Genomic DNA, 11,946 nt, shown 5'->3' with positions numbered 1-11,946 from the left:
GGTGGCCGACGATGGCGGCAGACGAACCCGGTGAGGTCGTGGCCCTGGACCTGACCACCCGCAAGACGTACCGGTACCTGCGCGTGTCCGTCGTCGGGATGGCGCTCCTGCTGGGGACGTCGCTCGTGATCGAGATGCTCTGGGGCGACAGCCCGCGCCTCGGCTCGATCAGCGCGTACTACTACACCGCCGTGAAAGCCGTGTTCATCGGCTCGCTGGTCGCCATCGGCCCCGCGCTGATCGCGATCAAGGGCCGGCCCGGGTGGGAGGACGCGCTGCTCGACCTCGCGGGCATGGTGATCCCGGTCGTGGCCTTCGTGCCGACCCCTCTCCGGCGCGGCTGCGAGGCCGGCGTCGAGACCTGCCTGCCGCCCGAGCTGGTGCCGGGGGTCGAGAACAACATCAGCGCGCTGCTGGTGGTCGGCGGCGTCGGGCTGGTGTTCGCGTGGTGGAGCGCCCGCCCGCGGGGCCGTGCGATGACGATCGCGCTGCTCGTGGCCACCGGGGTCTGGCTGGCGTTCGGGCTCTGGTTCGTCCTCTCGCGGAACACGTTCCTGACCGGGGCCCACTACGCGTCGGCGATCACGTTCTTCGCCCTGATCGCCGCCGTCGCGTGGATCAACGGCCGCCGGGCACCGGAGCGCGGGAACGTGCGGGGCATGACGCCGCACGGGTACGCCGGCACCTACAAGGTGATCAGCCTGCTCATGGTCGTGACCATCGTGGTCGCCGCCGCCCTGTACGCGATCGCCGCGCTGTCCGGGTTCACGCTCTGGTTCGCGACGATCCTGGTCGTGGAGGCGATCCTGCTCGTGCTCTTCGTCGTCTTCTGGGTGCTGCAGACGGCGGAGAACTGGAACGAGGAGGCGGTCGAGACCGCCCCTCCGGTCCCCTGAGTCAGTCCGCCACCACGACCCGGATCTCGTTGTTCCACGGGTCCTCGAACGCCAGCACCCGGCCGTCGTCGCGGACCGCGATGCCGCGGCTCGCCAGCCGGGCCCCGAGGGCGCCGCGCTCGTCTGCCGTCGGCAGCTCGATGGTGACCTCGCCCAGCCCGAGCGCGGGCCACCGGCCCTGCGCACCACGGCTCTGCCACGTATTCATGGCGAGGTGGTGGTGGTACCCGCCGGCGGAGACGAACAGCGCCTGCGTGCCGTACTCGGCGGTGACCTCGAAGCCGACCGTGTCGACGTAGAACTGGTGGGCCGTGGTGATGTCGCCGACCTTGAGGTGCACGTGGCCCACCGCGGCGGCGCCGTCGAGCGCGTCGGGGTCGGCCAGGTTCTCGCGCAGGAAGCCGTTCGGGTCGAGGTACTCGGTCGCCATCGCCACGCGCCCGTTCTCCCAGCCCCACTGCTCGCGCGGCCGGTCCCAGTACAGCTCGACGCCGTTGCCCTCGGGGTCGTCGAAGTACAGCGCCTTGGACACGAGGTGGTCCGAGCTGCCCGTGAACGAGGACGGGAAGTGCCGCGCGACCGAGAAGACCGACGAGGCGAGGTCGGCCTGCTGGTCGAACAGGATCGCCGTGTGGAACAGGCCGGCGGCGGACGACGGCGCGTGCTTGAGCAGCGGCGTGTGCTCGAGCACGACCGAGGGCACGCCCTGCCGACCGAGGGTCACGCGGTCGCCCTCCTGGCTCAGCACCGCCAGGCCGATGCCCCGGGCGTAGTAGTCGGTCATGCCGTCGAGGTCGCCGACCTTGAGGGTGACGGCGCCGACGTCGGTGCGGCCGTCCAGGACCTCGCTCATCGGGTCAGCCCGAATCCGCCGGTCCACGACGTCTGCTCGGTCGCGGCCAGCGCGATCTGCAGGAAGCCGAACGCCTCGAGCTCGTGCGCCCGCTTGAGCGACCCGGCGTCGACCGCCCGCAGGCCGCCGGCCTCGACGATCCCGCTCAGCTGCGCCTTGGCGTCCGCGTCGTCGCCTGCGATGAGCACGGTCGTCCGCTCCTCGCCCACCTCGCCGCTGGTGAGGGTGGCGCCGAAGGTCGTGTTGAAGGCCTTGAGCACGGTCGCGCCCGGCACCTGCTCGGCGAGGACGGCGGCGGCGGAGCTCCCGGCCGGCACGACGAGCCCGTCGAAGGTCGTGGGGTCGATCGGGTTGGACACGTCGACCAGCACCTTGCCGTCCAGCTGGCCCTCGTACTGCCCGAGCACCTCGGCGAACGCGCCGTAGGGCAGGGCGAGGACGACGATGTCGCCCGTGATCGGGTCACCGACCGACCCGTGCTTGACCCCGGGGATGGCGACCTTGACCGGGTTCCGCGTGAGCACCTGGGCGTCGTTGCCGCCCGCGACGACCCGCCACGCGATGGCCGCCCCCATCGTCCCGGCCCCGATGACCGTCACTGTGCTCACAGCGTCTCCTCCTCGATTGGTTGTTGCTTCAACCATCTTAGCGCTAATAGTTGTAGCGTCAAGCATTTGATAGGGTCGGCGACATGGACGACGTGCGATGGCTCGACGACGCGCAGCTGCGCGCCTGGAAGAAGCTCATCGCGGTGGTCGAGCTGCTCCCCGGCACGCTCGAGTCCCAGCTGCAGCGCGACTCCGGCCTGAGCCACTTCGAGTACTTCACGCTCGCCATGCTCTCCGAGGCACCGGACCGCACGCTACGCATGACGGCGCTCGCGGCGCACACGAACTCGACGCTCGCGCGCCTGTCGCACGTGGTCAGCCGGCTGGAGAAGCGCGGACTGGTCCGGCGCGAGCCCTGCGCCGAAGATCGCCGCGCGACGAACGCGATCCTCACGGCCGACGGCTGGACCGCGGTCGTCGCCGCCGCACCGGGCCACGCCGCCACCGTCCTGGCCACCGTCATCGACCCGCTCACCGCGGCCGACGTCGCCGACCTGGACCGGGTCATGAGCCGCATCCTCGAGGTCCTCGACCCCGCGCACGTCATGGTGGAGCTCGCACCGACCGATGACTGAGGTGTGCTGCTCACCCTCACGCTGATCGGCTTCCTCACCCTCGCGGCGGCCCTCGCCGTGCGGTGGGTGCTGAACCGCGTCGACTCGCTGGGCCGGGTGGCCCCGTTCCCGAAGATCAGCGTCGGGCTGTCGCTCGCCCTGGCCCTGTGCTGCGCGGTCCCGCTCGTCGTCCAGTCCGTCGTCGAGCACCGGCTGCAGCGCGCCGCCGTCGAGATCGCCGGCGGCCCCGTGCAGGTGCACTGCCAGGGGCTCGGGCAGGCGTTCCTCGACCTCGGCCCCGAGCTCGGGTTCGTCCGGTGGGGTCCGGGTGGCGTCCCCGAGCGCTCGACCCTGATCAAGCAGGCACCCTGCGCCCACCTGCGGGCGTGGCTGTGGTCGACCAAGTCCCGCCCGACGCTCGACCAGGTCGTCGCGGTGCACGTGCTCACCCACGAGACCATGCACATGGTCGGCATCACCGACGAGGCCCACGCCGAGTGCGCCGCCGTCCAGCGCGACGCCGCGATGGCCGAGGCGCTCGGGGCGTCGCCGTTCGAGGCCGCGAGCCTCGCGCGCACCTACTGGACCCAGGTGTACCCGCGGATGCCCGACGGCTACGTCGGCGGCTGCGGTCCGGGCGGGGCGTACGACGAGGGGCTGCCGACGCCGCCCTGGTGACACCCGCCCGCCCGAGGTGCAGACATCCGGGCCCGTACCTGGTGTGCTGGTGCAGCAGCCGCACGGCAAGGAGGCCGACATGTGTCGCTGGCTCGCGTACACCGGATCGCCCGTCCTCATCGAGGACCTGCTCTACAAGCCGACCAACTCGCTGATCGTGCAGAGCCTCCACAGCAGGCTGGGGGCCGAGGCGACCAACGGGGACGGGTTCGGCCTCGGCTGGTACGACGAGCACTCCCCCACGCCCGGGGTGTTCCGCAGCATCGAGCCGGCGTGGAGCGACCGCAACCTGCAGGAGCTGTCCGCCCACGTCCGCTCCGGCCTGGTCCTGGCGCACATCCGCGCCACGAGCGGGTCCGCGGTGCAGCAGACCAACTGCCACCCGTTCCGCCACGGCCGGTGGCTGTGGATGCACAACGGGCTGCTCGCCGGGTTCTCCGGCTACAAGCGCGACATGGCCATGGCTGTCGACCCCTCGCTGTTCCCGCTGATCGAGGGCTCGACCGACTCCGAGCTGCTGTTCTACCTGGCCCTGACGTTCGGCCTGGAGGACGACCCGCCGACGGCCGTCGCCCGGGCGGTCGGCTTCGTCGAGGAGGTCGCGGGCCGGCACGGTGTGGCGTTCCCGGTGCAGATGACCGTCGCGACCACGGACGGGACGCGGCTCTGGGCGTTCCGCTACTCGACCGAGGGACAGTCCCGCTCGCTGTTCCGCAACGCTGACGTCGCCGTGCTGCGCGAGCAGTACCCCGAGAACCCGCTCCTGCACGGGCTCGCGGACAGCACGCGGATCGTCGTGTCCGAACCGCTGGGCGACCTCAAGGGCGCCTGGCTCGAGGTGCCGGAGAGCAGCTGCCTGGTCGTGGAGGACGGCGAGGAGGAGCTGCACGAGTTCGCGCCGGTCTGAGCCGTCACGCGTCACCCGTCCGCGAGGCAGAGGCAGAACGGGTGCCCGGACGGGTCCGCGTAGACGCGGAACGGGTCGTCGGCGTGCCCCTCCTCCTCGGGCGTGCCCGTCAGGGGTCTCGCGCCCAGCCGAACGGCGTCCTCGTGCGCCACGTCCAGGTCGTCGACGTCCAGGTCGAGGTGCACGCGGGCGCCCTTCCGCCACGGCGGCACGGCGGCGTCGGAGCGCTGGAAGGCGAGGCAGATGGGCCGGTCGGGATCGACCAGCTTCAGGAAGTCGTCGCCGTCCGGGTCGACGTCCTCGTGTCCGGGCACGTAGTCCCAGCCGAGCAGCCGCCGGTAGAACTCGGCCAGCTCGCGGGGCTCCGCGCAGTCCAGGGTCGGCTGGCGCAGGTGTCGGGTCATCGTCCGACGGTAGGACGCGGTCCCGGGAGCCGCTTCCCGTAACGCGCCAGTCACGTGGGTACGGTTCACTCGGCAGACCATGGACCTGACCTCGCTGGACCGCATCCGCGCGGCACACCACCGGGCCGACCTCGCGATCGGTCCCGGTGTCGCGCCCCTGGCCGGGGGCACGTGGCTGTTCTCCGAGCCCCAGCCGGACACCACCGAGCTGGTCGACCTCACGACGCTGGGCTGGCCCGCGGTCGAGGTCACCGACGACGGCCTGACCATCGCCGCGACCTGCACCATCCGCGCGCTGGTCGACCAGCCCCCGGTGCCCGGCTGGGCGTCGCAGCACCTCGTCGTGCGGTGCGCGCGGTCGCTGGTGGCGTCGGAGAAGCTCTGGGACTGGGCGACGGTCGGCGGCAACATCTGCCTCGCGCTGCCCGCGGGTGCGCTGACCACGCTCGCCGTCGCCCTGGACGCCACCGCCGTGGTGTGGACGCCCGACGGCGGGGAGCGACGCCTCCCGGTGGCCGACCTCGTGACGGGCGTCCGGACGACGGCCCTGGCGCCCGGCGAGGTGCTGCGCGCGGTGAGCGTGTCCCGCGGGGTCCTCGCCGAACCGGCGGCGTTCCGGCGGGCGGCGCTGACGCGGCAAGGCCGGTCGGGCGCGATCGTCGTCGGCCGCCGCACCTCGGGCGACGGGCTCGTCGTGACCCTCACCGCGGGCGTCCCACGCCCGTACCGGCTCGCGTTCCCGCAGGTCCCGGGGGCCGACGAGCTGCGCGCCGCGGTCGAGCAGGTCGACGACTGGTACGACGACCCGCACGGCGCACCGGACTGGCGCCGGGCCATGACGCTGCGGCTGGCCGAGCAGGTCCGGGAGGAGCTGGCATGAGGTTCGAGGTCAACGGTGCGCCGGTGGAGGCCGACCCCGCCCCCGGGCAGGTGCTGCGGACGCTGCTGCGCGAGCACGGGCACGTCGAGGTGAAGAAGGGCTGCGACTCCGGCGACTGCGGCGCGTGCACGATCCTGCTGGACGGGCGGCCGACGCACTCGTGCCTGGTCCCCGCGTTCCGGGCGGAGGGCCGGTCCGTCACCACGGTGGCGGGGCTCGGCACCGTCGAGGAGCCGCACCCCGTCCAGCAGGCGTTCGTCGACGCCGCGGCGTTCCAGTGCGGGTTCTGCACGGCGGGCCTGGTCACCACCGTGGCCGGCCTCGACCTGACGGACGGCGACGACGAGGAGACGGCCCGGCTGCTCAAGGGCAACCTGTGCCGCTGCACCGGCTACCGGTCCGTCTGCGACGCGATCTCCCGGCGCCGCAACACCGTCGACCCGCTCGCCGGCCAGGACGCGGGCCGGTCGGTCCGGGCCCCCGCCGCGCGCCGGATCGTCGCCGGTCGGGAGCCGTTCACGCTCGACGTCCCCGCCACCGACCTCGCGCACCTGGCCGTGCTCGGCAGCCCCCACGCCCATGCCCGGATCGTGTCGATCGACGCCGCCGACGCCCTCGCGGCGCCGGGCGTCCTCGCCGTCCTGACGCACGAGGACTCCCCCGCGACCCACTTCTCGACCGCCCGGCACGAGTCCCGCCTGGACGACCCCGACGACACCCTGGTGCTCGACCCCGTGCTGCGGTTCCACGGGCAGCGGGTCGCGGTCGTCGTGGCCGAGTCGCTGCGCGAGGCCGAGCGGGCGCGGGCCCTGCTGCGGGTCGAGTACGAGGTGCTGCCGGCCGTCGTCGACCCCGCCGAGGCACGCCGGCCGGGCGCGCCCCTGGTGCACGGCGACAAGGGGCCGGAGGCGCGGATCTCGGAGCCGGGCCGCAACGTCGTCGCGCAGCTGCACGACGAGATGGGCGACGTGGCCGGGGCGCTGGCGGCATCGGCCCACCGCCTGCAGGGCACCTACCGGACCAGCCGTGTCTCGCACGCCGCCCTGGAGACCCACGCGACCCGCGGCTGGATCGACGAGGACGGCCGCCTCGTCCTGCGCACCAGCACCCAGGTCCCCTACCTGGTGCGCAAGGAGATCGCGCACGTCTTCGGCCTCTCGGAGGACCGCGTGCGCGTGCTGACCGGCCGCGTGGGCGGCGGGTTCGGCGGCAAGCAGGAGCTGCTCACCGAGGACATCGTGACCCTCGCCGTCCTGCGCACCGGCCGCGCCGTGCAGTACGAGATGACGCGGGCCGACGAGTTCACCGTCGTGCCCAGCCGGCACCCCGTGCGGGTCGAGGTCGAGCTGGGTGCCGACGGCGGCGGCGTCCTCACCGCGATGCGCATCGACGTCCTCAACAACACCGGCGCCTATGGGAACCACGGGCCGGGCGTCATGTTCCACGGCGTCAGCGAGTCGATGGCCGTGTACCGCTGCCCGAACAAGCGGGTGGACGCCGAGTCCGTCTACACGCACACCCTGCCGTCGGGGGCCTTCCGGGGGTACGGGCTCGGGCAGATCATCTTCGCGATCGAGTCCGCGATGGACGACCTCGCGCGGTCCGTGGGGATCGACCCCTTCGACCTGCGGCGCCGCAACGTCGTCGTCCCCGGCGACCGCCTGCTGGTCACCGACCCGCACGAGGAGAGCGACCTCGGCATCAACTCCTACGGCATGGACCAGTGCCTCGACCTCGCGCAGCAGGCGCTCGAGGACCGGTCCCTCGACACCGTCCCCGTCCCGGCCGGGTCCGTCGTCGGCTCGGGGATGGCCGTGGCGATGATCGCGACCATCGCCCCGCGCGGGCACTACGCCGAGGCCTCGGTCCGGCTCCTCGACGACGGCCGCTACGAGGTCGGCGTCGGCACCACCGAGTTCGGCAACGGGACGACGACGGTGCACGGCCAGCTGGTCGCCCAGGCGCTGGGGACCTCCGTCGACCGCATCGTGATCGCGCAGTCGGACACCGACGTCGCCGGGTACGACACCGGGGCCTTCGGGTCCGCGGGCGTGGTCGTCGCGGGGCTCGCGCTGCACCGGGCCGCGCTGCAGCTGCGCGGCAAGATCCTCGCCGCGGCCGCCGCGCTGCGCGAGCACCCGAGCGACGCGCCCCACGAGCACGGGCCTGCCATGACCGCCGACTTCGCGGGCGGGGTCGCGCTCACCGAGATCGCCGCCGCCGCACCCGGGCTGACCGGCCACGGCACCCACGACGGCTCCCCGCGGTCCGTCGCGTTCAACGTGCACGCCTTCCGCGTGGCCGTCGACCCCGCGACCGGCGAGGTCACCCTCCTGCGCTCGATCCAGGCCGTCGACGCCGGCACCGTCCTGCACCCCGAGCAGCTGCGCGGACAGGTCGAGGGGGGCACCGGGCAGGCCGTCGGGTCCGCGCTGTACGAGGAGATGCGGCTCGACGACGAGGGCCGCGTCACCACCGCCTCGTTCCGCAGCTACCACGTGCCGCAGATCGTCGACCTGCCCCGCACCGAGGTCCTCTTCGCGCAGACCGTCGACGACCTGGGACCGCTGGGCGCCAAGTCGATGAGCGAGGCCCCGTACAACCCGGTCGCCCCGGCCCTGGCCAACGCCGTCCGCGACGCCCTGGGCGTCCGCCCGCACGAGCTCCCGATGTCCGCCGACCGCCTCTGGCGCCTAGCCAACCCCTGACCCCGGGGTACGTCCGGAGATCCCCACCGGGACGTCCGCGCAAGTACGGGTTCCATCCCCTACTTGCTCGGACGTTGCGGAAGGACCGTCCGGAGGCCCGTCAGGCGGACGGGGGCGGGGGCGGGCGGTGGATCGGGCCGGCCAGGGTGGTCAGCGGGAGGCCCGTGGCGGTGGCGCGGGTCGCGAGGACCTCTGCCAGGACCGAGATCGCGGTCTCGGCCGGGGTCGAGGCGCCGATGTCCAGGCCGATCGGCGCGTGCAGCCGGGCGAGCTCGTCGGGCTGGGCCCCGCGCTCGAGCAGCGCCTCGGCCCGCCGGTCCTGGGTCCGGCGCGAGCCCATGGCGCCCACGTACCCGGCGCCGGAGCGGAGCGCGGCCAGCACGAGGTCGGCGTCGAACCGGTCGTCGTGCGCCATGACGCAGACGACGTCCCGCGCACCGAGCACCTGCAGGCCGAGGTGGCGGACCGGCCAGTCGACGACCACTTCGTCGGCCCCCGGGTGCCGACGGGGCGTGGCCAGCACCGCGCGGGCGTCGCACACGGTCACCCGGTACCCGACGGCGCGGGCGGCGGCCGCGAGCGCGGCGGAGAACTCGAGCGCGCCGTAGACGAGCATCCGCGGGGGTGCCGCCGCGACCTCCACGAACACCTCGACGCCGCCCTCGGGACCCATGACCCGCAGGAGGCCGGAGCGGTCGGGAAGCGGGGGCAGTCGGGCAGGCAGGGGTCCGTCGAGCGGCGTCACCACGACGGCGTCGGCGCCACGGGCCGCGGCGGACAGCGGCGGGACGTCGGCGGGTCCGAGCTCGCGGGCGTGCACGCGCAGCACGCCGCCGCAGGTCAGGCCCACGGCGAACGCGTCCTCGTCGGTGACGCCGTACTCCTGGACGCCCGGGGCCGCGCCGCGCAGCACCGAGGTGCACAGCTCGTGGAGGGCGCCCTCGACGCAGCCGCCGGCGACGCTCCCGATGACCTCGCCGGCGTCGTCGACCGCCATGGACGTGCCGACGACCGTCGGTCCGCTGCCGCTCATCGACACCACGGTGGCGACCGCGACCCGGTGGCCCGCGGTCAGGCGCGCGAGCAGGCGATCGGCGATATCGAGCATCAGGTCACCTCCCCGACATGTAGCGGTGCTACCAAGTCCCCATGCTGACACTCACGGGCGCCCGCGCCGTCGTCGTCGACGCACAGACCGAGCGCGACGGGGACGTGCACGTCACCGACGGCCTGATCACGGACCGGCCCGCCCCCGGCGCGCAGCGGCTCGACGTCGACGGCTGCGTGGTGACGCCGGGCCTCGTCAACGCCCACCACCACCTGCTGCAGACCGCCTTCCGCACGCTCCCCGGCACCCGGGGCGTGCCCATGGCGCAGTGGCTGCCGACGATGGCCGCCGCGTACGCGGAGGCCGGCGTGGACGGCGAGCTCGCCGGGACGGCCGCCGCGGCGGGGCTGGCCGAGGCGCTGCTGAGCGGCGTCACGACGGTCGCCGACCACCACCTCACCTGGCCCGACGACGTCGCCGCCTCGGTCGAGGTCGCCCGCGGGACGGTGGACGCGGCGGAACGTCTCGGCGCCCGGCTGGTGCTGGTCCGTGGGAGCGCCCGCGACGACCCCGAGCGCGCGGCCCTGTCGGCGGAGGCGATCGTCGGCGCCCTGCGGCAGAGCCCCCTGCTCCAGCTGGCCGTCGGGCCGGCCGGGGTGCACAGCGACGGGCCGGAGACGTTCCGCCTGCTGGGCGAGGTGGCGGCCCGGCACGGCCTGCGCCGCCGCACGCAGGCGAACGAGCAGGTCGACGTCGTCGCGGCGGAGCAGCGGTACGGCCGTCGCCCGCTCGACCTGCTCGACGAGTGGGGCTGGCTGGCGCCGGACGTGACGCTCGCCCACCTGTGCGGGATCACCGACGACGAGCTGGCGCGCGTGTCCGCGAGCGGCGCGACCGCCACCCACGCGCCCGGCTGCGACCTCCCGATGGGCTGGGGCATCGCCCCCGTGGCGGCGCTGCTCGACGCCGGCGTTCCCGTCGGGCTGGGCACCAGCGGGGGCGGGAGCAACGACGCCGGGCACCTGCTGGCCGACGCTCGGCTGGCGATGCAGGTGGCGCCGCTGGTCGGCCGCCCGCTGGCCGCGCGCGAGGTGCTGGGCATGGCGACGGCCGGCTCGGCGGCGGGCCTGGGCCGGCCCGAGCTCGGTCACCTGCGCCCCGGCGCGGCGGCGGACCTGTGCGTGTGGGACGTCTCCGGGGTGGCCGACGCGGGCGTCGCCGACCAGGTGGCCGGGCTGCTGTGGGCGTCCCCCGGGCGCCGGCCGCGGCACGTCGTCGTCGGCGGCCGGGTGGTCGTCCGGGACTTCGTGCTGCAGACCGCCGACGAGCGTGAGGTCGTGGACGCGCTGCAGCGCCGCGTGGGCCGCTGAGCCCTCACAGCTCGAGCACCAGCGTCGGGCAGGCGGCACGCGAGACGCAGATCATCATCGTGGTGCCGCTGCCGCCTGGTCCGATCACGGAGTCGCGGTGCTCGACCACCCCCTCGAGCACGGGGGTCTCGCAGCTGCCGCAGGTGCCGGCGCGGCACGAGGAGACGACCACCGCGCCGCTGTCCTCGACGACCTCGAGGATGCTGCGGCCGGGCGGGACGGTCAGCGTGGTGCCCGAGAGCGCGAGCTCGACGTCGAACGGCTGGCTCCACACCGGCGGCCCGAACTCGCGGGCCTCGAACCGCTCGGTGTGCACGGCCCACCCCGGCTCCGCGGACGCCTCGACGGCCTCCAGCAGCCGGCGGGGTCCGCAGCAGAACACCTGACCGGCCGGTCCGGCGGTGACCGCGGAGACGTCGAGGCGCCGTCCCTCGTCGGCCGCGTACACCTGCACCTGGCCGGGGTGGTCCGCCACCAGCTGATCGACGAACGCCATGGTCGTCCGCGACCGCCCGGCGTAGTGCAACGTCCAGTCGACGCCGGCCGACGAGGCCGCGGCCAGCATGGACAGCACGGGCGTGATCCCGATGCCGCCCGCGACGAACACCGTCGGGCCGTGCGGGGAGAACGCGAAGTGGTTGCGCGGCCCGCGCAGCCGCAGGGTGTCGCCGACCGCGAGCGCGTGCGCGGCGACCGAGCCGCCGCGGCCGTCGGGCTCCCGCAGCACCGCGACGCGGTACGTGCCGCGGTCGGCCGGGTCGCCGCACAGCGAGTACTGGCGCTCGACACCGTCGCCCAGCAGCAGGTCGATGTGCGAGCCCGGGGTCCACGGCGGCAGCGGGCGACCGTTGACGGGCTCGAGGTCGAGGGCGACGACCCCGTCCGCGACCTCAGCGCGGGCACGCACGACGACGGGCCGCTGGATGTCGCTGAAGACGCTCACGGACAACTCCTCGTATGCGGCCGAGTCGGGCGAAGCGTCAGGGTACGAGGCTCGTGTTAACAGAGATCGGCAGGACGTGACCTAGGTGGACCGCTGT

General features: G+C 74.1%; 12 protein-coding genes. 7 read left to right on the top strand and 5 right to left on the bottom strand.

Annotated features, from left to right (window positions below; genetic code table 11):
- The first annotated feature begins 11 nt into the window (after positions 1 to 11).
- Entirely contained in the window at positions 12 to 896 is an 885-nt protein-coding gene (locus tag AC1DWH_RS08500; protein ID WP_456847345.1) for a hypothetical protein, read from the top strand.
- 1 nt (position 897) lies between these two features.
- Here AC1DWH_RS08500 and AC1DWH_RS08495 read toward each other — a convergent pair whose 3' ends face one another.
- Positions 898 to 1,749 (bottom strand): VOC family protein, encoded by an 852-nt coding sequence (locus tag AC1DWH_RS08495; RefSeq protein WP_456847344.1) that lies wholly within the window; start codon positions 1,747 to 1,749, stop codon positions 898 to 900.
- Positions 1,746 to 2,357 (bottom strand): NADPH-dependent F420 reductase, encoded by a 612-nt coding sequence (locus AC1DWH_RS08490; RefSeq protein ID WP_477093313.1) that lies wholly within the window; start codon positions 2,355 to 2,357, stop codon positions 1,746 to 1,748. The genes AC1DWH_RS08495 and AC1DWH_RS08490 overlap by 4 nt, the downstream gene beginning before the upstream one ends.
- 83 nt (positions 2,358 to 2,440) lie before the next feature.
- Here AC1DWH_RS08490 and AC1DWH_RS08485 point away from each other — a divergent pair, with 83 nt between their 5' ends.
- From AC1DWH_RS08485 to AC1DWH_RS08475, 3 genes are all read left to right on the top strand, one after another.
- Positions 2,441 to 2,932, top strand: a complete 492-nt coding sequence (locus AC1DWH_RS08485) for a MarR family winged helix-turn-helix transcriptional regulator (protein WP_456847342.1) — start codon at positions 2,441 to 2,443, stop codon at positions 2,930 to 2,932.
- A 3-nt stretch (positions 2,933 to 2,935) separates the two neighbouring features.
- Complete coding sequence (locus AC1DWH_RS08480) at positions 2,936 to 3,589, top strand: hypothetical protein (RefSeq protein ID WP_477093312.1); 654 nt, start codon at positions 2,936 to 2,938, stop codon at positions 3,587 to 3,589.
- Positions 3,590 to 3,668: 79 nt separating this feature from the next.
- A complete protein-coding gene (locus AC1DWH_RS08475; protein ID WP_477093311.1) occupies positions 3,669 to 4,496 on the top strand; it encodes a class II glutamine amidotransferase in 828 nt (275 codons plus the stop codon).
- Between the two features lie 11 nt (positions 4,497 to 4,507).
- On the opposite strand, the gene AC1DWH_RS08470 is transcribed toward AC1DWH_RS08475, so the two are convergent.
- Entirely contained in the window at positions 4,508 to 4,900 is a 393-nt protein-coding gene (locus AC1DWH_RS08470; protein WP_477093310.1) for a VOC family protein, read from the bottom strand.
- A 79-nt stretch (positions 4,901 to 4,979) separates the two neighbouring features.
- Here AC1DWH_RS08470 and AC1DWH_RS08465 point away from each other — a divergent pair, with 79 nt between their 5' ends.
- Both AC1DWH_RS08465 and AC1DWH_RS08460 read left to right on the top strand, forming a co-directional pair.
- Positions 4,980 to 5,780 carry an FAD binding domain-containing protein gene (locus AC1DWH_RS08465; protein WP_477093309.1) on the top strand — a complete coding sequence of 267 codons (801 nt, stop codon included), beginning with the start codon at positions 4,980 to 4,982 and terminating at the stop codon, positions 5,778 to 5,780.
- The gene (locus tag AC1DWH_RS08460; RefSeq protein WP_477093308.1) at positions 5,777 to 8,488 is read left to right on the top strand and encodes a molybdopterin-dependent oxidoreductase; all 2,712 of its coding nucleotides are present in this window, start codon (positions 5,777 to 5,779) and stop codon (positions 8,486 to 8,488) included. The genes AC1DWH_RS08465 and AC1DWH_RS08460 overlap by 4 nt, the downstream gene beginning before the upstream one ends.
- Before the next feature lie 100 nt (positions 8,489 to 8,588).
- Here the strand turns inward: AC1DWH_RS08460 and AC1DWH_RS08455 are convergent, their stop codons facing one another.
- Positions 8,589 to 9,596 (bottom strand): XdhC family protein, encoded by a 1,008-nt coding sequence (locus AC1DWH_RS08455; RefSeq protein ID WP_477093307.1) that lies wholly within the window; start codon positions 9,594 to 9,596, stop codon positions 8,589 to 8,591.
- 41 nt (positions 9,597 to 9,637) lie between these two features.
- Here AC1DWH_RS08455 and AC1DWH_RS08450 point away from each other — a divergent pair, with 41 nt between their 5' ends.
- Positions 9,638 to 10,906: an amidohydrolase family protein gene (locus AC1DWH_RS08450; RefSeq protein WP_477093306.1), complete on the top strand. Its 1,269-nt coding sequence runs from the start codon at positions 9,638 to 9,640 to the stop codon at positions 10,904 to 10,906.
- 4 nt (positions 10,907 to 10,910) lie between these two features.
- On the opposite strand, the gene AC1DWH_RS08445 is transcribed toward AC1DWH_RS08450, so the two are convergent.
- On the bottom strand, positions 10,911 to 11,849 hold the full coding sequence (locus tag AC1DWH_RS08445) for a PDR/VanB family oxidoreductase (RefSeq protein ID WP_477093305.1): 939 nt from the start codon (positions 11,847 to 11,849) through the stop codon (positions 10,911 to 10,913).
- Positions 11,850 to 11,946 lie beyond the last annotated feature (97 nt).

The organism is Cellulomonas sp. P2_F12 (assembly GCF_056403775.1).
This window is presented reverse-complemented; position numbering and strand designations above follow the sequence as displayed.

Excerpts from the sequence above, each read along its gene's own strand:
- AC1DWH_RS08450 (WP_477093306.1), top strand. The coding sequence starts at position 9,638 with ATGCTGACACTCACGGGCGCCCGCGCCGTCGTCGTCGACGCACAGACC.
- AC1DWH_RS08495 (WP_456847344.1), bottom strand. The coding sequence starts at position 1,749 with ATGAGCGAGGTCCTGGACGGCCGCACCGACGTCGGCGCCGTCACCCTC.
- AC1DWH_RS08460 (WP_477093308.1), top strand. The coding sequence starts at position 5,777 with ATGAGGTTCGAGGTCAACGGTGCGCCGGTGGAGGCCGACCCCGCCCCC.
- AC1DWH_RS08465 (WP_477093309.1), top strand. The coding sequence starts at position 4,980 with ATGGACCTGACCTCGCTGGACCGCATCCGCGCGGCACACCACCGGGCC.
- AC1DWH_RS08475 (WP_477093311.1), top strand. The coding sequence starts at position 3,669 with ATGTGTCGCTGGCTCGCGTACACCGGATCGCCCGTCCTCATCGAGGAC.
- AC1DWH_RS08485 (WP_456847342.1), top strand. The coding sequence starts at position 2,441 with ATGGACGACGTGCGATGGCTCGACGACGCGCAGCTGCGCGCCTGGAAG.
- AC1DWH_RS08455 (WP_477093307.1), bottom strand. The coding sequence starts at position 9,596 with ATGCTCGATATCGCCGATCGCCTGCTCGCGCGCCTGACCGCGGGCCAC.
- AC1DWH_RS08500 (WP_456847345.1), top strand. The coding sequence starts at position 12 with ATGGCGGCAGACGAACCCGGTGAGGTCGTGGCCCTGGACCTGACCACC.
- AC1DWH_RS08470 (WP_477093310.1), bottom strand. The coding sequence starts at position 4,900 with ATGACCCGACACCTGCGCCAGCCGACCCTGGACTGCGCGGAGCCCCGC.